At 66.2% G+C, this 23,959-nt stretch carries 17 protein-coding genes, 1 tRNA gene, 1 other RNA gene and 1 pseudogene; 16 read left to right on the top strand and 4 right to left on the bottom strand.

The features are described from left to right. Window positions 1–1,302: pseudogene (locus Q1V78_RS07695) on the bottom strand (pyruvate dehydrogenase (acetyl-transferring), homodimeric type); the annotation flags it as partial. A gap of 302 nt (window positions 1,303–1,604) precedes the next feature. On the opposite strand from Q1V78_RS07695, the gene Q1V78_RS07690 reads away from it, so the two are divergent. The 3 genes from Q1V78_RS07690 (at window position 1,605) to Q1V78_RS07680 (ending at window position 3,494) form a co-directional block, all read left to right on the top strand. Further along, complete coding sequence (locus Q1V78_RS07690; protein ID WP_300613297.1) at window positions 1,605–2,048, top strand: DUF3052 domain-containing protein; 444 nt, start codon at window positions 1,605–1,607, stop codon at window positions 2,046–2,048. Between the two features lie 54 nt (window positions 2,049–2,102). Further along, window positions 2,103–2,175: transfer RNA gene (locus Q1V78_RS07685), tRNA-Val, on the top strand. A gap of 236 nt (window positions 2,176–2,411) precedes the next feature. Continuing rightward, a complete protein-coding gene (locus Q1V78_RS07680) occupies window positions 2,412–3,494 on the top strand; it encodes an SURF1 family protein (protein WP_300613295.1) in 1,083 nt (360 codons plus the stop codon). Window positions 3,495–3,528: 34 nt separating this feature from the next. Here Q1V78_RS07680 and Q1V78_RS07675 read toward each other — a convergent pair whose 3' ends face one another. Together Q1V78_RS07675 and Q1V78_RS07670 are read right to left on the bottom strand one after the other, a co-directional pair. Next, window positions 3,529–4,053, bottom strand: coding sequence for a low molecular weight protein-tyrosine-phosphatase (locus Q1V78_RS07675; protein WP_300613293.1), 525 nt, complete (start codon window positions 4,051–4,053; stop codon window positions 3,529–3,531). A gap of 76 nt (window positions 4,054–4,129) precedes the next feature. Next, window positions 4,130–4,783: an HAD hydrolase-like protein gene (locus Q1V78_RS07670; RefSeq protein ID WP_300613291.1), complete on the bottom strand. Its 654-nt coding sequence runs from the start codon at window positions 4,781–4,783 to the stop codon at window positions 4,130–4,132. 214 nt (window positions 4,784–4,997) lie between these two features. Between Q1V78_RS07670 and Q1V78_RS07665 the strand changes: the two genes are divergently transcribed. The 5 genes from Q1V78_RS07665 (at window position 4,998) to Q1V78_RS07645 (ending at window position 10,851) form a co-directional block, all read left to right on the top strand. Beyond that, entirely contained in the window at window positions 4,998–6,191 is a 1,194-nt protein-coding gene (locus Q1V78_RS07665) for a Nif3-like dinuclear metal center hexameric protein (RefSeq protein WP_300613289.1), read from the top strand. A 90-nt stretch (window positions 6,192–6,281) separates the two neighbouring features. After that, window positions 6,282–7,616: a bifunctional RNase H/acid phosphatase gene (locus Q1V78_RS07660; protein ID WP_300613287.1), complete on the top strand. Its 1,335-nt coding sequence runs from the start codon at window positions 6,282–6,284 to the stop codon at window positions 7,614–7,616. Window positions 7,617–7,644: 28 nt separating this feature from the next. Next, window positions 7,645–8,102, top strand: an RNA gene (gene rnpB, locus Q1V78_RS07655) — RNase P RNA component class A. Between the two features lie 57 nt (window positions 8,103–8,159). Further along, on the top strand, window positions 8,160–8,351 hold the full coding sequence (locus Q1V78_RS07650; protein ID WP_300613285.1) for an SPOR domain-containing protein: 192 nt from the start codon (window positions 8,160–8,162) through the stop codon (window positions 8,349–8,351). 22 nt (window positions 8,352–8,373) lie between these two features. Then, window positions 8,374–10,851, top strand: a complete 2,478-nt coding sequence (locus Q1V78_RS07645) for an HAD-IC family P-type ATPase (RefSeq protein WP_300613283.1) — start codon at window positions 8,374–8,376, stop codon at window positions 10,849–10,851. Window positions 10,852–11,009: 158 nt separating this feature from the next. Here Q1V78_RS07645 and panB read toward each other — a convergent pair whose 3' ends face one another. Further along, window positions 11,010–11,846 carry a 3-methyl-2-oxobutanoate hydroxymethyltransferase gene (gene panB, locus Q1V78_RS07640; protein ID WP_300613281.1) on the bottom strand — a complete coding sequence of 279 codons (837 nt, stop codon included), beginning with the start codon at window positions 11,844–11,846 and terminating at the stop codon, window positions 11,010–11,012. A 61-nt stretch (window positions 11,847–11,907) separates the two neighbouring features. On the opposite strand from panB, the gene Q1V78_RS07635 reads away from it, so the two are divergent. From Q1V78_RS07635 to Q1V78_RS07600, 8 genes are all read left to right on the top strand, one after another. Continuing rightward, on the top strand, window positions 11,908–13,248 hold the full coding sequence (locus Q1V78_RS07635; protein ID WP_300613280.1) for a glutamine synthetase family protein: 1,341 nt from the start codon (window positions 11,908–11,910) through the stop codon (window positions 13,246–13,248). Window positions 13,249–13,370: 122 nt separating this feature from the next. Continuing rightward, entirely contained in the window at window positions 13,371–16,961 is a 3,591-nt protein-coding gene (locus tag Q1V78_RS07630; protein WP_300613278.1) for a bifunctional [glutamine synthetase] adenylyltransferase/[glutamine synthetase]-adenylyl-L-tyrosine phosphorylase, read from the top strand. A 162-nt stretch (window positions 16,962–17,123) separates the two neighbouring features. Further along, window positions 17,124–18,383 (top strand): dicarboxylate/amino acid:cation symporter, encoded by a 1,260-nt coding sequence (locus tag Q1V78_RS07625; RefSeq protein ID WP_300613276.1) that lies wholly within the window; start codon window positions 17,124–17,126, stop codon window positions 18,381–18,383. Between the two features lie 3 nt (window positions 18,384–18,386). Then, window positions 18,387–19,661 carry a nitrate/nitrite transporter gene (locus Q1V78_RS07620; RefSeq protein ID WP_300613274.1) on the top strand — a complete coding sequence of 425 codons (1,275 nt, stop codon included), beginning with the start codon at window positions 18,387–18,389 and terminating at the stop codon, window positions 19,659–19,661. 11 nt (window positions 19,662–19,672) lie between these two features. Further along, window positions 19,673–20,230 (top strand): VanZ family protein, encoded by a 558-nt coding sequence (locus Q1V78_RS07615; protein ID WP_300613272.1) that lies wholly within the window; start codon window positions 19,673–19,675, stop codon window positions 20,228–20,230. A gap of 55 nt (window positions 20,231–20,285) precedes the next feature. Beyond that, complete coding sequence (locus Q1V78_RS07610) at window positions 20,286–21,131, top strand: fructosamine kinase family protein (RefSeq protein ID WP_300613270.1); 846 nt, start codon at window positions 20,286–20,288, stop codon at window positions 21,129–21,131. Between the two features lie 183 nt (window positions 21,132–21,314). Then, window positions 21,315–23,054 (top strand): ABC-F family ATP-binding cassette domain-containing protein, encoded by a 1,740-nt coding sequence (locus Q1V78_RS07605; protein ID WP_300613268.1) that lies wholly within the window; start codon window positions 21,315–21,317, stop codon window positions 23,052–23,054. A 158-nt stretch (window positions 23,055–23,212) separates the two neighbouring features. Continuing rightward, complete coding sequence (locus Q1V78_RS07600) at window positions 23,213–23,959, top strand: AAA family ATPase (RefSeq protein WP_300613266.1); 747 nt, start codon at window positions 23,213–23,215, stop codon at window positions 23,957–23,959.

Below are 23,959 nucleotides of genomic sequence, written 5' to 3'. Positions count from 1 at the left end.
GTTGCGCGACTCGTCGTCGGCTCCGTGCGTCCACCCCTTGTTCGTCTTGGCGAGGATCACGGTGGGGGCGCCCTTGTGCTCGGTCGCGGCCTTGTAGGCGGCGTAGAGCTTGCGGTAGTCGTGGCCGCCACGGGGCAGCGTGCGCAGCTCGTCGTCGCTCAGCCCCTCGACCATCTTGCGCAGCCGGGGGTCGGGTCCGAAGAAGTGCTCGCGGATGTACGCGCCCGACTCGACCGCGTAGCGCTGGAACTCGCCGTCGACGGTGCTGTTCATCTTGTTGAGCAGGATGCCGTCGCGGTCCTGCGCCAGCAGCTCGTCCCACTTCGAGCCCCAGATGACCTTGATGACGTTCCAGCCGGCACCGCGGAAGAAGCTCTCCAGCTCCTGGATGATCTTCGTGTTGCCGCGAACTGGCCCGTCGAGGCGCTGCAGGTTGCAGTTCACGACGAAGGTGAGGTTGTCCAGGTTGTGGAGCGCGGCCATCTGGATCGCGCCGCGGGATTCCGGCTCGTCCATTTCGCCGTCGCCGAGGAAGGCCCAGACGTGCTGCTCGGAGGTGTCCTTCAGGCCGCGGTCGTGCAGGTAGCGGTTGAAGCGTGCCTGGTAGATCGCGTTGAGCGGCCCCAGCCCCATGGAGACGGTGGGGAATTCCCAGAACTCGGGCATCCCGTGCGGGTGCGGGTAGGAGGGCAGCCCGTCCTCTGGTTTGGAGGCCTCCTGGCGGAAGGCGTCCAGCTGCTCCTCGCTGAGGCGGCCTTCGAGGTAGGCGCGGGCGTACATGCCGGGGGAGGCGTGGCCCTGGAAGAAGATGTGGTCGCCGCCGCCGGGGTGGTCCTTGCCGCGGAAGAAGTGGTTCAGCCCCACCTCGTAGAGGGGTGCGGCGGAGGCGTAGGTGGAGATGTGCCCACCCACCCCGATGCCGGAGCGCTGGGCGCGGTGCACCATGATCGCGGCGTTCCAGCGGGTCCAGCGGCGGTAGCGCTTCTCCATCTCCTCATCACCTGGGAACTCTGGCTCCATGGTGGTGGGGATGGTGTTCACGTAGTCGGTGGAGGTCAGCGGCGGCAAGGGCACGCGCTTGGCGGTGGCGCGCTCGAGGAGGCGGAGCATGAGGTAGCGGCCACGGTCCGGGCCGGCGTTGTCGAGCAGCCCGTCCAGGGAGTCCATCCACTCCTGGGTTTCCTCCGGGTCGCTGTCCACGAGGTAGGACGCCACCCCGTCGCGGATGTTGCCGAAGTGGGTGTCCTGCCCGGCGCTGGGTGCGCGACGGTCCTCGGAGCCTGGGTGCGGCTTGTTGGCCATGGCTTGCCTCCTCGCTCAAGGGGTTGTTCTTCCTCCCCAGCCTACGTATTCGGGGTCGGTGGTGGGGGCGCGATGTGCGGCCTGGCACGGTACGGGCACGGTACTGGCATGGCGCGGGCGGTTAGTGGGCGCGGAGTGGTCGCAGGCAACGTGGCGGAGCTTAATCCGCGGGGAGGGGAGGATGGGCGGGGAGAATCGTGAAAAATGTGTCCCACCTTAAGGTCTGCTGTGTTAGCTTGGGTCACATTGGATGATCAGCAAGGAGCTGGTCTTGAGCTACACTAGAAAGGTTTTTCACAACAGTGGGTAACACTCCCAGCGCCCCAGTCCGCGACGAGAAAGGCTCGAAGGGACTGAATTGCGCAGAGCTGCTGGAGGTTTCCAGCGGCACGATCATTCAGGAGCTCGGCTGGGACGAGGACTGCGACTCCTCGATCAGCGAGGCCCTCGAGGACGCAATCGGCGAGGAATTGCTGGGCCCGGATACCGACGAGCTCGTTGACGTGGTGCTCTTGTGGTGGCGCGAGGAGGACGGCGACCTGGTCGACGGTCTGATGGACGCCAACCGTTCCCTGAGCGAGGATGGCCGCATCTGGGTGCTGACCCCGGCACCAGGCCTGAAGAACTCCATTCAGCCGGGTGAGGTCGCGGAGTCCGCGCAGCTGGGTGGCATGGTGCAGACCGGTTCGGAGAGGCTGGGGGACTGGCAGGCTGCGTGCCTGGTCGCGCGCGGCGCGAAGCGTTAGCCCTGGGCCTATTTGCCCCGCCGGGATGGCTGGGCTAATCTCTCTAGCTGTTGCGCGCTCTTAGCTCAGCTGGAAGAGCAACTGGTTTACACCCAGTAGGTCGGCGGTTCGAACCCGTCAGAGCGCACCGATGGAAACCCTTGCGAGCAGTAGGTTCGCGAGGGTTTCTTTGTTCTCTCACGCACATTTGACGTCATTGCGTGGGGGTTTTGCCGGGGTACCCGTGGCGGGGCGGGCGTCCTGGCGTGGCGTCGTGTTTCTTGAGCGACGGGGCGGGCGGGCTAGAGTTGTTTCTCGTAAAGCGAGTCCTTTGCTATTCGGCTCTTTGCCGGCAGCAGGCAGGCCCGACGGGAGGAATGAACGATGGCGGTCGATCCACAGCGCGGCCAGGAGCCGAAGCGCGGCTTTCGAGCTTTTTTGACGCCAGGCTGGATCCTCGCGGCTGTTTTCGTGCTGTTGTTCACCTACTTCGCCTTCAACACCCTGGCGCCCTGGCAGCTGGGTAAGAACACCAAGCGCACGGAGTTTAACGATCGCCTCAAGGCCGCGATGGAACAGGCCCCCGTGCCGGTCTCAGAGGTGCTGCCCAAGGATCCTGCGAAGCCGGTCGAGGAGGCCCAGGAGTGGCGCCACGTCACTCTGCAGGGAAAGCTGCTGCCGCAGCAGGAGGTCCTGCTGCGCAACCGCCCCGTGGAGTCCGCGCCCGCCTACCAGGTCATCACACCATTCGAGACCACGGACGGCACCACGGTGCTCGTCAACCGCGGCTGGGTGCCCGCGGAGGGCGGGGAGAACCGCCCGGAGCTGATCGCGAAGGCCCCGGACGGTCAGATGGAGCTGACCGGCTACGTCCGGTTGGGGGAGGGCAAGAACGACCGCGGGGTGATCGACGCGGAGGGCCGCAAACAGACCACCAGCGTGAACGCCGAGCAGATCGGCGCGGCAACGGGCCTGACGCTGGCGCACGATTACGTGCAGCTCGGCGAGCAGTCCACCGAGGCCATCACTGATCGCGCCGGGGATGCGGGGGTCGCACCGCACCCGATTCCGCTGCCCAAGATCGAGTCCGGGCCGTATCTTTCCTATGGCATCCAGTGGATCGCCTTCGGCATCATCGCCCCGATCCTGCTGGGGTGGTTCATCTGGTCGGAGATCAAGGAGCGCCGCCGCGAGCAGCTGGAAAATGAGCAGCTGGCCACCGCAGGCGCTGGTGAGGGCGCAGGCCCGAGCCCGGCGGAGGCAGCGGCAGTTGGTGCTGCGGGCGCCGGCAGTGATCAGGCCACGGAATCCAACACGGTGGCTGGCGACGTCCTCACCGAACCGTCGCGGGAGACTCAGCGCCAGGAGGCGCAGCGGCAGGAGGACGCGATGGCCGCCCGTTACGGCAAGGCAGCCAAACGTCGCGGCTTCGGCTGGAGTCAGCCGGAAGACGGCGAGCGTTTCTAGCTCACCGTGCGTGCCGCGACGTCCTGAGGCCCCGCTAGTTCTCCTGCTCGTCGAGGATCGACTCGATGAACTCGATGATGCCCGGTACGGCGGACTTGATTTCCTCGGCGGCGCTCGCGAAGTCCGCCTCGGTGCCGTAGTAGGGGTCCGCGACCTCGGGGTGCGGGCGATCCACAGTCACGCTCGCGGGGTCGAAGGCGCGGTAGAGGTGGATCTTCTGCGGGTCCACGCCCCGGCGCTTCAGGCCCGTGACGTGCCCCTTATCCATCGCGAGGAAGATATCCGCGTCCTTGTGCTCCGGGCCGAAGGTCGCGGCGACGTGCTCGGAGCCGTCGTAGCCCTGATCGGCCAGCTGCTTGACTGCTCGCGGGTCCGCGCCGTCCCCGACGTGCCAATCGCCCAGGCCACAGGAGTTCACGGTGACCTTCTGCAGGCGGGGATCGCCGCTCTTCGCCAGCGCGTCTGCCAGCATGATTTCTCCCATCGGGGAGCGGCAGATATTGCCGGTGCACACGACGGTGATGAGGGACAGGGGCTTGGCCGCGTCAGGGTCAGGCATAGCTTCCTTTGTGCTTCTCGGGTTTGTGGAGTTGCGTGCTCAAGGTGGCGGATTCTCGCCGCGCTCCTCATGAGCTTCAGCGCTGCTCAACGATGCTTTTCAGCTCTTCCGGGGTGTTGGCGACCAGGGGAGTCTGGGCCAACTCTTGCTGACTACCATAACCCCAGTTCACCAGCACGCAATCTATGCCCTGGCTCTTAGCACCCTGCGCGTCGTGTTTGCGGTCGCCGATCATGAGGAACTGGGAGGGCACCGTTTCGTGCTCGGCGTTGATGAGTCCCATGACGTAGGCGACGACGTCCTCCTTGTGCTGTCGCGGTCCGCCGTTATCTTCGGCGGTGCCGAGGTAGTCGAAGTACTCCAGCAGTCCGAAGTGCTTCAGTGCGCGTAGTGCACCGGTGTAGGACTTGGACGTCGCGGTGGCCAGGATGTGGCCCTCCTCCCGCCAGGTGGCCAGCAGCTCCGGGATGCCGGGGAAGAGGGCGGAATCCAGCCAGCCGCCGCTGGACTGGTGCTTGCTGTAGTCGGCCATGACCGTCTCGACCTGCTCGGCAGGGATACCTGCGGCGGCGATGGAGTCCCGCATCGGGGGACCGGGCAGCCCGCGGAGGAAGTCCTCGTCCGGGATGGCGTACCCGTGGGTGCTCAACGCGTGGATGAAGGAGGCGCGGATGCCGGGGTAGGAGTCGATGAGGGTGCCGTCGACGTCGATAAGTAGGATCTTTCTCATGCCACCCACTGTGCCATTGCAGCGTGGCCACTGTGCCACTCGGTGTTCCTGGTGCGGGGCGAGCGGTGGGCGGACGTCCCGGCGCGGTGGGACGGTGGGTGGATCGTGCGGGGGAGCAGACCGGATACAGCGGGGGTTCGGACGGGATACAGTGGAAAACAATTCCGGGCCGCCCGGCCCCGGTCACTCAAGCCACCAAGGAGCGTGATCCCGCGTGACGACCACCGCGAGTAACCCCCAGACCACCTCGGATGCCGCGCAGCTGACGGTGGGCCAGGTTGTCGCCTGCCTGGAGGAGGCCTACCCGCCGAAGCTGGCGGAGTCCTGGGACGCGGTCGGCCTGATCTGCGGGGACCGCGCCGAGCCCGTAGCCAAGATTGCCTTCGCGCTGGACTGCACCGACGAGGTCGTGGACGACGCGATCGAATCGGGCGCGGACATGCTGGTGGTTCACCACCCGCTGCTGCTGCGCGGAGTCACCGGGGTGCCGGCGGATCACCCGAAGGGCCGGATCGTTCACAAGCTGATCCGCAACCGGGTCGCGCTCTTCGCGGCGCACACGAACGCCGATTCGGCGCGCCCGGGGGTCAACGACGTGCTGGCGGAGCTGCTCGGAGTGCGCGCGGGTCGCCCGCTGCGCCCAATCCCGAACCCGATCGACAAGTGGGGCTTCACAGTTCCGGTCGATTCCGCGGAGGCGGTCAAGCAGGCAATTTTCGACGCCGGCGCGGGCGTGGACGGGGACTATTCGGAGGCCTCCTTCGAATTCCGCGTGACCGGGCAGTTCCGCCCGGGCGATGCCGCGAATCCGCACATCGGTTCCCGCGGCGAGCTGGAGCGGGTGGACGAGCTGCGCGTCGAGTTCGTCGCCCCGGCCAACCTGCGGGAGAAGGTGCGGGCGGCCCTGTTGCGCGCCCACCCCTACGAGGAGGTTGCCTATGACGTGGTGGAGAGCCACGCCGGGGACCTGGGGGAAGAAGGCCTGGGCATCGGCCGGGTCGGCGAGATCGACGAGCCGATGACGCTGCGCCAGTTCACCCAGCGGGTGGCCGACCGCCTGCCGTCGACGGTCTGGGGTGTGCGCGCAGCCGGTGACCCGGAGAAGATGATCCGAACGGTCGCGGTGGCCAGTGGCGCGGGAGATAGCTTCCTGGGCACCATCGCGCGCATGGACGTGGACTGCTTCGTCACCTCCGACCTGCGCCACCACCCGGTGGACGAGCACCTGCGCGCCGGGGGTTGCCCGGTGATCGATACCGCGCACTGGGCCAGCGAGTACCCGTGGTGCGCGGCGGCTGCCGCGTTGGTGGGCCAGAAGCTGGGCGTAGACACCGAGGTGCTGGAGCAGCGCACGGACCCGTGGACGCTGCACGAGGCCAGCACGGGCGGCTTCGAGCAGCGCCGTTAGGGAGGTGACGCGCCCCGCGTGCGAGGGGTGCGGCGGTGAGCAGCGAGCAAGCGTTATCGGTGGAGTAGGGAAGGAAAGGCAGCGGAAGATATGGGAGGCAACATGCGTTTGAGCGTGGAATGCGATGGCGGTTCGCGTGGCAACCCGGGGCCGGCGGGCACCGGCTCGTCGGTCAAAGACGCCACGGGGGCGGAGGTCGGCTGCGTGTGGCAGTTCATCAAACACGCCACCAATAACGTCGCCGAATACCAGGGGCTCATCAACGGGCTGAACCTGGCGGTGGAGATCGCGGAGCAGCAGGGCGTGAAGCCGGGGAGCCTGAGCGTGGATGTGCGCATGGACTCCAAGCTCGTGGTGGAGCAGATGTCCGGCCGGTGGAAGATCAAGCACCCGGACATGAAGCCGTTGGCCCAGGAGGTCAAGCGCATCGAGGGCCAGCTGGCGCAGGTGAGCTACACCTGGGTGCCGCGTACCCAGAACGCGCGGGCCGACGAGCTGGCCAACCGAGCGATGGATGACCGCGAGGGTGGTCAGTGGATCGACGAGGAGCTGGCCACAGCTGGGGCTGCGGCAGCTGCGTCCCAGGCCGATGACGCCGAAGGCTCGGACATGCTCTTCGACCTCGACCAGCCGTTGGAGGAGGCCGCCGACACCACACGGGATAAGCCGGCGCAGCCTACCAAGGCAGAAACACAGTGCGGACCAGCGCAGCGAGTCGAGCAGCGCGCCGAGCAACCCGTCGAAGGCGAGGGCGAGGATTCCCAGCCGGCCGGGGTCTCACCCACGGCGTGGATGGGTAAGACCGAACCCACGACCCTGCTCCTGCTGCGCCACGGCCAGACCGAGCTCAACCGCGACGGCAAGTACTCCGGCCGCGGCAACCCGGAGCTCACTGACCTGGGTAAGAAGCAGATCGCGCACGCCGCCCGCCACATCAGTGAGCGCGGCGACGTCGACGTCATCCTGAGCTCGCCGTTGGGCCGTTGCCAGGAGACCGCACGGGCAGCCGCCGAGGCACTGGGCATGGGGAAGGACGCGATCACGACGGACGAGGCCATCATCGAGATGGACTTCGGCACCTGGGAGGGCCGCCGCTTCGTCGAAATCCAGGAGGACCACCCGGAGGCCCACCGGGAGTGCTTCAACTACGCCACAGCCGCGCCCCACGGCGGGGAATCCCCCGAGCAGGTTTACCGGCGGGTGTCCGAGTTCGTAGATCGCGTGGCCGCCGAGTATCCAGGAAAGACGGTGCTGGTGGTCACCCACATGATGCCCATCAAGTCGGTACTGCGCCGGGCGCTAGGCGCCGGCGGGGAGATCTACCGGAGCCTGCACCTGGACGTGGCCAGCCTCTCGGTCGCGGACTTCCTGCCGAATGGGGCGGGCGTGGTCCGGCTGGTCAACGAATCTCATTACCTCGGCTAGCGGCCTGGGGGTTAGACTTAAGGCTTGTCGAGGCGGCCGGGTGGCTGCGGCGTGGTGGAACCACCGGCCGGTGTTATGCCGGCGGGCCAGGCCCCGTGTCGAGGAAAGTCCGGACTCCACAGAGCACAGTGGTTGCTAACGGCAACCCAGGGTGACCTGCGGGCAAGTGCAACAGAAAGTAGACCGCCCGCCCACCGTTTTTGCGGTGCATGGCGGGTGAGGGTGAAATGGTGCGGTAAGAGCGCACCAGCGTGGCAGGTGACTGTCGCGGCTAGGTAAACCCCACTGGGAGCAAGGTCAAGGAGCCACGCCTCCCCGTCCGTCGCAGGGCGGGGTGCGTGGCGTTGTCTGAGGGCTGCTCGCCCGATGAAGGACAGGTGGACTGCTTGAGGCGCCCAGCAATGGTGCGTCCAGATGGATGGTCACCTCGTGTCACCCCCCGTGGGTGGCATTAGACAGAATCCGGCTTAGAGGCCGCCTCGACACTCACACTTTGCATCTACACTGGTGGGAAGTATCAACCTGAAAGGATGGGTGGAACCCATGGCAGAAGAAAAGTGGTACTTCGACACCAAGACCGGTGAGGTCACCGAGGGCAAGTCCAGCGGTTGGGACACCCGCATGGGCCCCTATGACTCCGAGGAGGCCGCCCGTCAGGCGCTCAGCACGGCGCAGCAGCGCACTGAGGCAGCCGATGCTTATGACGAGCAGGATGACTGGGATAACGAGGACTAACCCCGGCATTCCGCAATAGTTCATGAGCAGTACCGAACATGGCACCAGTGAACGCAGCACCAGCGAACACGGCACCGCCAAGCACAGCACCGCAGAAAAGCCGGACCTGAGCGGACTGACCTCCGCCGAGGTTGAGGAGCGCACCCGGGCGGGCAGGACCAACAAGGCCACCCGAACCACGGGGCGCACGACCTGGGAGATCATCCGCGCGAACGTCTTTACCCGCATCAACGCGATGCTGGGTGTGCTGTGCGTGATCGTGCTGGCCACGGGCTCCTGGATCAACGCCGCCTTCGGCCTGCTGATCATCGCGAACTCCGCGGTGGGCATCATCCAGGAGCTCCGCGCGAAGCGGACCCTGGAGAATCTCAAGATCCTCTCCGAATCCCGGCCCCGCGTCATCCGCGATGGTGAGGAGCGGGAGATCGCCCAGAGCGAGATCGTCGAGGGGGATTTGATCCGCGTCGGTTCCGGCGACGAGATCGTGGTCGACGGCCCGCTGCTGTCCGGTTCACTGTCCATGGACGAATCTCAGCTCACCGGGGAGGCCGACCCGGTGCGGCACAACCCCGGCGACGAGCTGCTCTCCGGTTCCTTCGTTAAGCACGGCAGCGGTATCTTCCGCGCTGAGAAGGTGGGCGAGGAGTCCTACGCCGCCCGCCTGGCTGCGGAGGCCAGCGACTTCTCGCTGACCGATTCGGTACTGATGAGCGGCATCAACTCGATCCTGCGGGTGATCACCTGGCTGCTGATCCCCACCGGTCTGCTCACCATTTTCACGCAGCTGACCCGCACGGACGCCCCGATCCGGGAATCGATCCTCTCCATGGCCGCGGCACTGGTGCCGATGGTGCCCGAGGGCCTGGTGCTGATGACCTCCATTGCCTTCGCGGTGGGCATCGTGCGCTTAGGCAAGCACAAGGCCCTGGTCAACGAGCTGGTCGCCATCGAGGGCCTGGCCCGCGTGGACACGATGTGCACGGACAAGACCGGCACGCTGACCAGCAACGAGATGGAGCTGGAAGCGATTGTCGACGAGGACGGGGACGATGCCAGCGCGGAGACGCTGCGCGACCTGCGCCGCCTCTTTGCCTCCCAGTCCGACCTGAACAACACCGCCGAGGCCATCGTCCAGGGGCTCGACGAGTGGGCCGAACACCCAGCCGAGGGGGAGGGCTCCGGCGCCACCGGTTCCTCCCAGCCCCAGGCCTTCGAGGGCAGCGAGATCCCGTTCTCCTCGGCTTATAAATTCTCCGGCTTTCGCGTGGCGGATGGCCCGACCTTCGTGCTGGGAGCTCCCGACATCCTCCTGGGTAAGGGCACCCCGGCCGCAGACGTCGCGGCGAAAGAAGAGTCCGATGGGCGCCGCGTCCTCGCCTTCGGCCGCGCGCTGGAGGAGGTCGAGGACCCCGACGAGGACGGCGCGAACGTCACCGTCCCCGAGCTCGGCGACCCGGTGCTGATCGTCCTGCGTCAGAAGCTGCGCCCCGATGTGGCCGAGACGCTGGCCTACTTCGAGCACGAGGGCGTGGACGTCAAGATCATCTCCGGCGATAACCCTGGCTCCGTCGCCGCGGTTGCGAAGGAGGCCACCGGCGAGCAGCTCAGCTCCATCGACGCCCGCGAGATCGCGCCGGAGGACATGGAGCGGGAGGTCCTGGAATCCGAGGTCTTCGGCCGGGTCAAGCCCGAGCAGAAGCAGGCGATGATCGAGGCACTGCACGCCCACGGCCGCACCGTCGCGATGACCGGCGACGGCGTCAACGATGTGCTGGCGCTGAAGAAGGCCGACATCGGCGTGGCGATGGGCTCCGGTTCCGCTGCGACCCGCAGCGTGGCGCAGTTGGTGCTGCTGAACGACCGTTTCTCCTCGATGCCGCACGTCATCGCCGAGGGGCGCCGGGTGATCGGCAATATCGAACGGGTGGCGAACCTCTTCCTCACGAAGACCGTCTACTCCGTGGTGCTGGCGATGGTCGTCGCGGTGGCTGGGGTGACCTTCCCCTTCCAGCCGATCCACGTGACGATCACGGGCTGGTTCACCATCGGCATCCCCGCGTTCATCCTCTCCCTGGCGCCGAATACGGAGCGCCCGCGGGATGGTTTCGTCCGCCGCGTGCTGTCCCTTGCGATCCCGGGCGGGGCGATCGTGGGCCTGGGCTCGGTGATCATGTGGCTGGTGATCTACCCAGGTGATGGCGCGAGCGAGATCGAGCAGCGGCAGGCGGGCACGGCGGTGCTGCTGGCGCTGATCATCATGGGCCTGTGGGTGCTGAACATCGTGGCCCGCCCGCTGAACCCGTGGAAGTGGGCGCTGTGGTTCGCCTGCATCGGCGGCTACCTGGTGCTCTTCCTGGTCGCCCCGATCCGCGAGATCGTGCTGCTGGATATTGGCAACACGCGCCTGATGATCACCGGCGCGGTGGTGGGGCTGTGTGGCGCCGTGATCATCGAGTTCTCCCAGTTCCTGGCCCGCCGTTTCCTCCTCCACCAGGATTAAGGACGTCGCGAGCCACGCTGGAAGCCGGTGCTGACTGATCCGGCTGGCCAGGGGGCGGGATCTTTGCCCAGGGGAGGGGCTGGGCAATGCAAAAGCGCCGCCTGCCGGGGCCGTGGTTGGCCCAGGTGGCGACGTCCTCGAAGAGTGAGCGGGTGGCGCTAGAAGCAGTGCTCCTCGGCGGGGAAGGTGCCCTCGGCGACCTCGCGCTTGTAGGAAGCGGCGGCATCCGTCAGGGAGGCGCCGACCTGGGCCCACTGCTTGGCGAACTTCGGGCGGTGGCCATGTTCTGGCAGGGCGACCATGTCGTGCCAGACCAGCACCTGGGCGTCGGTGTCCGGGCCCGCGCCGATGCCGATGGTGGGGATGGGGAACTGCTCGGTGGCCTGCTTCGCGACCTCTGCGGGCACCATCTCCAGCACGACCATCTCGGCACCGGCCTCGGTGACGGCGGCCATGTCGTCCAGCAGCTGGGCGGCGGAATCCCCGCGGCCCTGGACCTTGAAGCCGGAGAGCTGGTTGACGGACTGCGGGGTGAAGCCGATGTGAGCGCAGACCGGGATGCCGGCCTCGGTCAGCGCCTTGATGCGGGGAGCCATGCGGCGACCGCCCTCGATCTTGATCATCGCGGCACCGGAGCGGCGCATCATCTCGGCGGCACTCTTCACGCACTGCTCGTCGGAGGCTTCGTAGGTGCCGAAGGGCAGGTCGGCAATGACCAGCGCGTTGCCGGCGCCGCGGACCACACCGGCGGCGAGGAAGATCATCTCCTCCAGGCTGACCTGCTGGGTCTGGTCGTAACCGAAGACCACGTTGGCCGCGGAGTCTCCGACCAGGAGGCATTCCACTCCCGCCTCGGCGAAGGCGGCGGCGGTGGAGTAGTCATACGCGGTGAGCATCGCCCATTTCTCGCCGCTGGCCTTGCGTGCCTTGAGGTCGGAGATGCGAACTTGCTTGGTGGGAACCATGTACCCACGCGGGGAATCCTGTCGAGCCATGAATGTGATTGTGCCAGAAGCACCCTGGGCGTGTCCGGGCTAGTGCCTAAGATGGGGGACTATGAGCAGCCAACAGGAATTCGTCCTCCGTACCCTTGAAGAACGCGATATCCGCTTCGTCCGCCTCTGGTTCACTGACATTCAGGGCTACCTGAAGTCCGTGGCCGTGGCTCCCGCCGAGCTGGAGGGGGCGTTCGCGGAGGGGATCGGTTTCGATGGTTCCGCGATCGAGGGCTTCTCGCGGGCCTTCGAGGCGGACACGATCGCCCAGCCGGATCCCTCGACCTTCCAGATCCTTCCCTTCGGTGCGGAGCAGGACGGCTACCTTTCCGCCCGCATGTTTTGCGACATCACGATGCCGGATGGGCAGCCCTCCTGGGCGGACCCGCGGCAGGTGTTGCGCCGCCAGCTCGCGAAGGCTGCGGAGGACGGTTTTAGCTGCAACGTCCACCCGGAGATCGAGTTCTTCCTGGTGAAGTCCATCGACACCGACGGCCAGCCGCCGGTGCCCGCCGATAATGGCGGCTACTTTGACCAGGCCGTGACGGATAATGCGCCGAACTTTAGGGCCGAGGCGATTAACTCCCTGGAGCGGATGGGCATCCCGGTAGAGTTCTCCCACCACGAGAACGGCCCGGGCCAGCAGGAGATCGACCTGCGCTTCGCGGATGCGCTCACGATGGCGGACCACGTGATGACCTTCCGCTACCTGATCAAGCAGGTCGCGCGGCGCAACGGGGTGCGGGCGACCTTCATGCCCAAGCCTTTTAGCCAGTACCCGGGCAGCGCAATGCACACCCACATCTCCCTGTTCGAGGGGGAGGATAACGCCTTCCACGACCCGGACGACGAGTTCCGGCTCTCGGGCACCGCGAAGAGCTTCATCGCGGGCATCCTGGAGCACGCCCCGGAGTTCACCGCGGTGACGAACCAGTGGGTGAACTCCTATAAGCGCCTCTCCTATGGCGAGGAAGCACCGCGGGCGGCGAGCTGGGGCGCGTCCAACCGCTCGGCCATGGTGCGCATCCCGATGTACACGCAGCACAAGGCGGCCACGCGCCGGGTGGAGATCCGCTCCCCGGACTCCGCGATGAACCCCTACCTGGGATACGCGGTGATGCTGGCCGCAGGCCTGAAGGGCATCCGCGAGGGCTACGAGCTGCCCGCCCCGGCGGAGGAGGATGTGTCCCTGATGACGCGCCGGGAGCGCATCGCAGCGGGCTTCAAGGATCTTCCGACGGACCTGGATTATGCGCTGCGGAAGATGGAGCGTTCGGAGATGGTGGCCGAGGCACTCGGCGAGCACGTCTTCGAGTTCTTCCTGCGCAATAAGTGGCAGGAATGGCACGCCTACCAGTCGCAGATCTCCCCGTGGGAGCTGCGCCACCACCTGGAGTTCTAGGCCCCGGGCTTGTCGCCTGGTTCTGGCTCGGCCATATGGCGCAACCTCCGGTTCCACGGTGAGCCCGATGAGTACGCACACCGCCCGCCGTCATCGACGTTTAGTGAAGAAGTGAGTGTTCTATGACTAGGTCGCAGGGGCTTCCCCGCACCTCCCGTTCCGACGTCCCGTCCCCGCGGGTGCTGGGGCTGCGCCGCGAGCGTGCGGTGGAGGACCTGGAGATGCTGGGCTGGACCGGGCCGGAGCACACCTCCCTGTTGTGGACGCTCGCGGCCGCCGGCAGCCCGGACCTGGCGCTGAATAACTTCGTGCGGCTGGTCGAAGCGCTCCGGGCGGCGGAGGAAGCCGGCGACCTGCCGGAGCCCGGCGCGGCGCACCCGGAGTCCGTGGCCGCTGCTGCAGCGGCGCAGGACGGGGTTGATGCGGGGCAGGGCAGTGGTGCTAGCCAGCAGGACGCAGCGCAGGCCGATGCCTCCCAGGTGGACCCCGCAGCAGCCGTGCCGGTGGGGCAGGTCGCCCAGTTCGCGGACGCGAAGGCAGCCACCTTGCTCGCAGCGGTGGCGGAGAAGCCCAACTTCCGGCGCCGCTTATTTGCCCTGCTCGGGGCAAGTACCGCGCTGGGTGACCACCTGGTGGCCAACCCCGGCACCTGGGTGGATCTGGCCGCCCCGATGCCCAGCCGCCAGGAAATGATGGACGAGATGCTCGCCGCGGTGGGCGCCACACCGGTCGAGGGTGCCGGGGAGCTGACCTTCAAGGCGGCCATCACCGGCAGCGAGGCGGACTCGGCGCTGATGGTGGCCTACCGCAACCTGCTCACCAGGGTGGCTGCCATCGACCTGGCATCCACGTTGGTGGAGCGCGGCCAGACCCCGCCCAAAGCCCTGGACTTCGAGGCGCTCTCCCTGGCACTCACGGATGCGGCGGACGCGGGGCTGACCGCTGCCCTCGCGGTGGCATGCAGCACGGTCTACGGCAAGCCGGGGGCGGAGAGCGAGAAGCAGCCCGCCCGGTTGGCGGTGCTGGCGATGGGCAAGTGCGGCGCCCAGGAGCTGAACTACATCTCGGACGTGGACGTCATCTTCGTCGCCGAGCCCGCGGACGCCCGGGCGATGCGCTGGGCGGGTGAGTTCATCAACATCGGCAGCCGGGTGTTCTTCGAGGTTGATGCGGCCCTGCGACCAGAGGGCAAGCGGGGCGCGCTGGTTCGCACGCTGGATTCGCACGTGAACTACTACCGGCGCTGGGCCAAGACCTGGGAGTTCCAGGCTCTGCTCAAGGCCCGCCCGATGAGCGGGGACCTGGAGCTCGGTAGGGACTACTGCGAGGCCATCGCCCCGATGGTGTGGTCGGCGGCCGAGCGCGAGGACTTCGTCCCGGATGTGCAGGCCATGCGCCGCCGCGTCATCGAGAACGTGCCTGCAGACATCCGTGACCGGGAGCTGAAGCTGGGGGAGGGCGGCCTGCGTGACGTGGAGTTTGCCGTCCAGCTGCTACAGCTCGTCCACGGGCGCACGGACGAGAACCTGCGCGTCTCGGCCACGGTCGCGGCTCTGCGCCAGCTTGTGGACGGCGGCTATGTGGGCCGCGAGGACGGCCAGGTGCTGATCCGTTGCTATGAGTTCATGCGCCTGCTGGAGCACCGCCTGCAGCTGCACCGGCTGAAGCGCACCCATACCCTCCCGGAGGAGGACGACGTCCAGGAGCGCCGTTGGCTGGCCAAGACCTCCGGTCGCGTGCGTTCCAGGGATTCCTCAGGGGCTCAGCGTTCCCTGGTGGAGCAGCTGGAGCTGGACGTTCGCCAGTCCGCGCTGCAGATCCAGAACCTGCACCGGAAGCTGTTCTACCGCCCGCTGCTCTCCTCTGTGGTGGGGATGGACGCCGACGCCGTCCGCCTGTCCCCGGAGGCGGCGAAGCGCCAGCTGGCTGCGTTGGGCTACGAGAGCCCGCAGCGTGCCTTCGAGCACCTTCGCGCACTGGCCGATGGCACGACCCGCAAGCACAAGCTGCAGGCGATCATCCTGCCCAGCTTGCTGGAGTGGCTCTCCGCCACGGTGGACCCGGATGCCGGTCTGCTGGCCTACCGGAAGCTCTCCGAGGCGGCGATGGACCGCTCCTGGTTCCTGCGCCTGCTGCGTGACGAGAACATCGTGGGCAAGCGCCTGATGTTCCTGCTGGGAACTTCGCCCTTCCTGGCGGACCTGCTGCTGAACTCCATTGACTCGGTCAAGCTGCTCTCGGATGGTGCAAAGGGGCCAAAGCTGCTGGATCAGGAACCCGCGGTGGTGACCCACTCGCTGGTCGCTGCGGCGAACCGGCAGCGGGACCCGGATAAGGCCATCGGTGTGGCCCGCGCGCTGCGCCGGGCGGAGCTCTCCCGCATCGCGGCAGCCGATCTGCTGGGACTGATGAGCGTGGAGGAGGTGTGCGAGTCCCTGTCCTGGGTCTGGGATGCGGTGCTGGAGGCGGCCCTGCAGACCGAGATCAGGGCCTGGGAGGACGAGCACCAGACCAACGCCCCGGCCACGATCTCGGTGATCGGCATGGGCCGCCTGGGCGGCGCGGAGCTGGGCTACGGCTCGGACGCGGACGTCATGTTCGTCGCCGAACCGGTCCAGCAGGACGGCGACGGTACCGAGGGCGCCGAGGGCAGGAGGGGCGACGTCGACGTCGAGAAGACTGACGTGGATAACAACGGTACGGCGAAGCAGGGGAGCAGCGCTGACGCTGCGGGTAGCGAGGCCGAGGCGGTGGATCCACTGAAGTGGGCGATCACGATCTGCGAGTCCGTGCGCCGCCGCCTGGGCAAGCCCTCCCAGGATCCGCCGCTGGAGGTGGATAGCAACCTGCGTCCGGAGGGTCGCAACGGCGCGCTGGTGCGCACCCTGGCCAGCTACGAGCGCTACTACTCCGAGTGGGGCGAGACCTGGGAGCTGCAGGCGCTGCTGCGCGCCACCTGGATCGCCGGCGATAAGAACCTCGGCATGCGCTTTCTGCGGATGATCGATCAATTCCGCTACCCGGCGGGTGGGGCGACGGCCAAGCAGGTCAGCGAGGTCCGCCGCATGAAGGCGCGCGTGGATTCCGAGCGCCTGCCCAAGGGGGCGGATAAGAATCTGCACACCAAGCTCGGACGCGGTGGGCTCACCGACGTGGAGTGGACCGCCCAGCTGCTCACGATGCAGCACTGCGATAAGGAGCACCTGCGCAACACCTCCACCCTCGGTGTGCTGAAGGAGATGGCAGGGGAGGAGTTGATCAGCGAGGCCGATGCCCTGACGATGCGGGAAGCGTGGATCACCGCCACGAAGGCCCGCAACGCGCTCGCCCTGGTCCGTGGTAAGCGGAAGGACCAGCTGCCGGGCTCCGGCAAGCCGCTGGCCCAGGTGGCGGCGGCCGCTGGTTGGCCCATCGAGGAGTCCCAGGAGTTCCTGGACGACTACCTGAAGAAGACGCGCCGGGCGCGTATGGTCGTCGACCGGGTGTTCTGGGGTGAAGACATCGTCGAGGACGCCGAGGGCAGCGAGTTCGACCACATGGATCAGTTGGATTGGGGTGCGGACCACCACCCCGAGGACTCCCGCGCCTTCGGCATTGGCGACCACGTCGAACTGGACAAAGTTCTCAACGCCGACATGCTGGACCGTGATTGGGCGGCTGACCGCCGCGACGAGGTGGTGCGGGCCTTCCGTGGGCGCCGGCCGCGACTGTAGCCCCGCGTACCCCCGGATTACCTACTTCGGGGGATGCCGGGCGCCCCGATGCCCCAGATTGTTCACCGTCAATTAACCCATCTGGGGGATGGAAACCTAAACTATGCCCTGATCCCGCCCATTACCCGGGCGTTTCCCTCCCATAAAACAGCAGGAGTATTCGTGAACCGGATCCCCCTTATTGTCAGACTGATCGCGGGCATCGTGATCGGCATCGTGGTCGGCGCGATCTGCCGCTCCGCGGATGTCGAGTGGCCGATCCGCGCGTTCGCCACCTTTAACCAGATCTTCGGCACCTTCCTGAGCTTCGTGATCCCGCTGATCATCTTCGGCTTCATCGCTCCGGGCATTGGTTCCCTGGGTCGCGGCGCGGGCAAGCTGCTGGGCCTGTCCCTGGGTGTTGCCTACACCTCCACGGTCATCGCCGGTCTGCTGGCGCTGCTGACATCCTTTGGGCTGTTCCGTTTCCTGCTGGACGGCGCCCAGGGCCTGATGGAAACCGATAACCCGGAGGACGCCCTCGTCGAGGCGTATACGAGCATCGAGATCCCGCCGGTGATGGACGTCATGACCGCGCTGATCCTCGCCTTCGTTGTCGGTCTGGGAATGACCCGCCTGAGCGACCGCACGATGTACCAGCTGACGGATGATTTCCGCCAGATCATCGAGCGCCTGCTGAGCACCGTGGTGATCCCGTTGCTGCCGTTCCACGTGATGGGCGTGTTCGGCAACCTGACGTATGCCGGTGTGGTGGCGAACATCCTCGCGGTCTTCGCGAAGGTCTTCATCATGGTGCTGGTCCTGCACTGGGTCATGCTGGTCTTCCAGTATTGCATCGCCGGGGCGGTCTCCAGCACGAACCCGTTCACGATGCTGCGCACGATGCTGCCGGCATACGTTACCGCGCTGGGCACCCAGTCCTCTGCGGCATCCATCCCGGTGACCCTGCGTTCGGCAAAGAAGGCGGGCCTGCACCCACGCTTCGCGGACTTCCTGATCCCGCTGAATGCGAATATTCACCTGTCTGGTTCCATCATCACCATCACCGCCTGCTCGATGGCCGTCTGGTCTCTGGCGCACGGTGAAATGATCTCCTTCGGCCAGATGATCCCGGTCATCCTGGTGCTGGGCATCATGATGGTCGCCGCCCCGGGTGCTCCGGGTGGTGCGGTGATGACCGCGCTGGGCGTGCTGGAGTCCATGCTGGGCTTCGACCAGCCGATGCTGACCCTGATGATCGCCCTGTACCTGGCGCAGGACTCCTTCGGTACTGCCGCGAACGTCACCGGCGATATGGCCGTGGGCCGTGTGGTCCAGGGCCTGGCATCGCGAGTCAAGGGCATCGAAATCCCGGAAGACGATCAGGAGCTGCAGGGCGCTGGCGCTGCAGCAGCTACTGACTCTGAGGAGCGCGACGCGTAAACCGTGACTTCTGAAGCCAACAGCCCCATTCCCACCACCGTGACCCCACGGGCGGTGGGAATTTGGGTTACGGGTGTTCTCGTCTACGTCATGGCGGTGTTTGGGCGCACCTCCCTGGGCGTGGTCAGCGTGGACGCCCTCGACCAGTTCCAGATCAACGCCGGCCAGCTGGCCGTGTTCACCACCGTGCAGCTGGCGACCTACGCCTTCGCCCAGATCCCCGCGGGCCTGCTGGTGGACCGGCTGGGGCCGCGGAAGATGATGCTTTACGGGGCGGTGCTGATGGCTGTGGGCCAGGTGTTGTTGGCGTTGACGACGAGCTTCCCGGTTGCTGTCCTTGCCCGTGTGCTGGTGGGGGCGGGGGACGCCACCGCGTTCCTGTCTGTCATGCGGATCATTCCCGCGTGGTTCCCGCTGCGCACGGCTCCGCTGTTCGGCCAGGCCACCGGCGCGGTGGGGCAGTTGGGGCAGTTCCTGTCTGCGGTTCCTTTCCTCGCGCTGGTGGGATCTGCGGGCTGGAGTATCGGTTTCATCTCCCTGGGTGCGGTGGGCTTGCTCGTGGGGATCGTGGCCTTCGTCGTCGTGTGGGATACGCCGGGGGAGCTTGCCGAAGGCCGGCGCGGCGACGTCGAAAACCAAGAGGACGGACCGGGCCCCTCGCCGATGGTGGCGGTGAGGTACGCACTGGGTAACCGCACCGCCTGGCACGGCTTCTTCATCCACTGGTCGGGGCTGTCCCTGCTGGTGGTGTTCACCCTGCTGTGGGGCATGCCGATCATGACGCTGGGCATGGGCATGGACAAGGCCACCGCCGGTTGGGCGATTTCTGCCTCCACGCTCGCGATGGCGATCTGCGGGGTGCTGGTGGGCTTCCTGTCCGCCCGGTTGGGGCGGTCGCGGTGGAAGGCCATCGTGGTGGGGACGTCGCTGGGTGCGGCCGCGTGGCTACTGTTCTTCATCTCCCCGGAACCGCGGACGGCCGCTGCGGCGTTCGTGATGAACGTGGTGATGGGTGTGGTTTCGCCGCTGGCGAATATCGGTTTCGACTCGGTGCGAGAGGAGTGCCGGCGTGAGTTCGTGGCCACCGCGACGGGGCTGGCGAACATGGGTGGCTGGCTGGCCGGGATGGCCGCGAACCAGGCGATGGGGGTGTACCTGACGCTGGCTGCTCCGAACGGGGAGTACACGTGGGCGGAGTTCCGCTTCGGCTGGTTCGTGGTGCTCGGCGTGTGGGCGCTGGGCCTGGTGGGAGTGGTGGCCACCCGGCCGCGTCGCTAGGCTTCGGTGGTATGTCTCGCACTACGTCCAACGATCCACCCCGACCAGCTCGCGCGCTGCAGCTGACGGCGCTGGTCGCCTACGTGGCCGTCGTTCTCGCGCTGACGGTGGGGAAGAGCTTCTACCAGATCGGTCTGCTGTGGAAGCCGGAGAATCAGCGGGTGCGGGAGCTCCTGCTGGTGCCGTTTCAGCTGGTCAAGAAGTCCCCGACGGTCTTCGGGGTGGTCTTCGACTATGTGGGCAACGTGGCCTTCTTCGTGCCGCTGGGGCTGCTGCTGGTCGTGGTGTTTTTCGGGGTGCGGCGGCCGGTGTGGCGCGCGGTGTGGATCGCGGCCCTGCTGAGCCTGGGCATCGAGATCTGCCAGTACGTGTTCTCGGTGGGGCGCACCTCCGTGGATGACTGGTGGTGCAACACGCTGGGTGCGTTCCTGGGAGCGTTCTTCGCGGTGAAGATGGGGCCGCGCTGGCACAAAGTGTGGGTGTGGCTGGCGCTGGCACTCGGCGTGGTTTTCGCGGTATTGGTGGGGCTAGGCGATCGTCTGGGGGATCCGGAGAAGGTCGTCGGCTGAGGACTTTCGGCAAGCACAACACCTGCAAGAGGGCAGTGAGTCAGGGAGTGATTCGATGAGCACGTTCACCAAGCACAATCCGGGGCGCACCGGCGCCTGGGAGGCCGCGGGGCTGGAGTGGCTGGCTGCCGCCCGGGACGGTGACGGGGCCGGTGCGAAGGACGGTGGCGGGGCCGCCCGGGACGGTGACGGGGCCGCTGGCGCGCAGGGCGCCCGAGTGGTCGGCGTCGTGGAGTGCACCCCGGACACGATCGTGCTGGAGCGGGTGCAGGAGACTCGCCCCACCGCGGAGGCTGCGGAGGCCTTTGGCCGGGAGCTGGCCGCCACACACGCCGCGGGTGCCCCGCATTTCGGTGCCGGCCCCGTGAATGCCGCGGGTGAGCCCTGGGAGGGGAGCGGCTACCAGGGGCCCAACGAACATTTGCTGACGCTGCCACTGGGGCAGTGGGAGAGCTGGGGCGAGTTCTACGCGAACCTCCTGGAGCCCCTGATCGAGCCCGCCTGGGGTGGTCTTGCCAGCGAGGACCAGCGGGCCGTCCGTGCCCTGCTGGAGCGGTTACGCGACGGGGACCTCGACGTCCCCGGCTCCCAGACCCCGGCCCGCTGCCACGGCGACCTGTGGGCGGGCAACGTCCTGTGGAGCCCCGAGGGCGCGGTGCTCATCGACCCGGCCGCCCACGGCGGGCACCCGGAGACGGACCTGGCCGCCCTGCAGCTCTTCGGCATCGCGCACCAGGAGCGCATCCTGGGGGCATATCAGGAGGCCGCGGGTTGGGACTCCTCCTGGCGGCAGCGCGTGCCACTACACCAGCTGCACCTGCTCTTCCTGCATGTCGCGGTCTTTGGCGGTTCCTATGTGCGCCAGGCGATGACGGCGGTGCACCGCAGCTTGGCGCTCTAGTCGCCGTCTGGCACGTCCCACCGAGCCTGCGCCTAGCGATGTTCTGCAATGATCATTCCTGTGTTAGAAAATGGCTCCGGGACCACACGTGCTAAACTGGCGACATGATTTCTTGAGCTTTTCCCTGACCTGCGTCCGAGGCTTATTGTCCGGCAGGCGTCATCGATTCTTTGGGATTAGCTCATGCCTCACTTCTTTACTTCATCATCGCTTACGTCAGCTGGCTCGCACCTTCGTGTAGATGGGCTTTCTTTTTCATACGCTGATCGACGAGTCCTTACTGATATCTCATTTGTCGTGCCCGCGGGGGATCGAGTTGGGCTAATTGGAGAGAATGGTTCGGGCAAGTCAACCCTGCTCCGTGCAGTCGCTGGCGTTTTAGAACCGGACACCGGGGCGGTCACTATAAATGCGCCGCATGATGAAAAACCAACCATTGGGCTGCTTCATCAAGAGCCACCATTCTCTGCGACCGAGACTATTGAACAATCACTGCAAACTGCGGTTGCTAAGCCACGTCGCGCGGGCTCAGAGATCGACGCACTCGCTGTTGCCCTGGCAAATAACCCAAATGATCCGGCTATCGCGGACGCATATGCGGGAGCCCTTGAAAAGGCCGAGCGTCTTGGAGCGTGGGAAATCGATGCGCGAATTTCCGCAGTGTTGACTGGGCTCGGTCTTGGCTACATCGACCGTGAACGGCTGACAGGGTCGCTTTCTGGTGGGCAACGGGCTCGGCTTGCCTTGGCTTGGTTACTACTGAATAAGCCGGATGTATTGCTGTTGGATGAGCCCACAAACCATCTCGACGACGCTGCGACGTCTTTTCTCGTGAGCGTTCTAAAGGAATGGCGCGGACCTTTGCTTGTTGCCAGCCATGACCGCGCCTTTCTCGACGAGGCGATTACATCCTTGCTTGACCTTGATCCATCACCGATCCCACAGGCTGTGGTGGGCGCTGTTAATAGTGAGGGCGGGACCAGCGGTATCGGGGTCACCCGATTCACCGGGAGGTACAGCGAATATTTGGTGGAACGGGCGGCACTCCGGAAAGGATGGGAGCAGCAGTACCAGGAGGAACAGGCTGAGATCGCAAGGCTTCGTCGCGAGGTGAGTAGACAGCAGGTGGTGGGGCATTCGAATTGGCAGCCGCGCTCCGAGGTGCGCATGGCAAAGAAATTTTATGCGGACCGTAATGCGCAGGTTGTGTCACGCCGCGTTAATGATGCCCGCACGCGTTTGTCCGAACTCGAAAACCGACAGGTTCGTAAACCACCGCAGGATCTTAAGTTCAAGGGAGTCCTAGCCGCCGGTGAGCCCCAGATTGGTGGCTCCGTTGAACCGGTGCTCACCGCCACGAATGCTGCGCTGGCGGAACGACTGCCAGCGACGTCATTGAGTATCAGCCGCGGCGAACATTGGCTTCTGACGGGTCCGAATGGAACAGGGAAGTCTACCTTGTTGGGACTGCTTGCAGGAACTCTAGAACCCAGCAGCGGGAGCGTCACTCGTAGTTCGGGAGACCGCATCGGGTTGCTGGCACAAGAAACTTATCTAGCTGACCCTTATGGTCGGGGCTCTTCCCGAAGTGTCCTTGAAACGTATGCCGATCTGGTTGGTAGAGATCGCGCGGCACGGACTCCACTAAGTACGTTCGGGCTTATCGCTGGATATGACTACAACCGCAAGGTGCAGGATTTGAGTGTCGGTCAGCAGCGCCGCCTCGCCCTTGCAGTGATTTTGGCTGACCCACCTGAGATTTTGTTGCTGGATGAGCCAACCAACCACTTTTCCCTAAGCCTGGTGACCTCACTTGAAGGCGCTCTAGCGGCGTACCCCGGCACCGTGGTTGTTGCGTCTCATGACCGGTGGTTGCGCAAGCGCTGGGCTGGCCATCGCCTGACGCTCCCCGGCGGGGATTAAACAATGTGGGCAGCGCGTGCCACTACACCAGCTGCACCTGCTCTTCCTACACGTCGCGGTGTTTGGTGGTTCCTATGTGCGCCAGGCGATGACGGCGGTGCACCGCAGCCTCGCGCTCTAGTCACTGCCCGAGCCCAGCCTCCCACTAAACTGAGCCCATGAGATCCACGTTCCCGCTGCGGTCCATCCGGCTGCGCCACGTGCTGCGCGAGCCCGATTCCTGGGTGCACCAGATGCCGGTCGTCGCTGACCTTCGCGAGCGCAGCCGGCTGGAGTTCCCCTCGCCGGTGACCGTGCTCTCCGGGGAGAATGGCGTGGGCAAGTCCACGCTCCTGGAAGCGCTCGCCCTCAAGCTGGGTTTCGGGGCCACCGGCGGCCGCCTGGATGATCCGTTCAAGCAGCCGAGCACGGGCACCGAGTCGCCGCTGGTGCACGACCTCGTCGCGGATCTTTCGCAGCCGTTGCTCCGGGGATATTTCCTGCGCGCGGAGAGCCACCTGACCCAGGTGCTGCATAACCAGTCGCCGATGGAGGCCGCGGGCCGAAACCGCCTGGAGGCGGACTGGGACATCACCGCCCGCTCGCACGGCGAGTCGATCTTCGACATCTTCCACGAGTACATCGACGGCGCCGGGCTCTACCTGCTCGACGAGCCCGAGGCCGGCCTGTCCGCGATCCGTCAGATGGCGCTGCTCGGCCAGATCGCCGAGGAGGTCCGCCAGGGCGCGCAGTTTGTGATCGCCACGCATTCACCGGTTCTCATGGCCTTCCCCGGCACCACGATTTACGAGATTGGCGAGCACGGCATCCGCACCACCGCGCTGGAGCAGACCGAGGCCTTCACCGCACTCGCGGAGTTCTTCGACGATCCCCGCGGGACCGTGGACTTCCTGCTGGGGGAGTAG

The sequence above is a fragment of the Corynebacterium sp. genome, assembly GCF_030152825.1.
Classification (GTDB): domain Bacteria; phylum Actinomycetota; class Actinomycetes; order Mycobacteriales; family Mycobacteriaceae; genus Corynebacterium.
The sequence above is the reverse complement of the archived record's forward strand: the minus strand, read 5'-3'. Positions and strand labels throughout refer to the sequence as shown.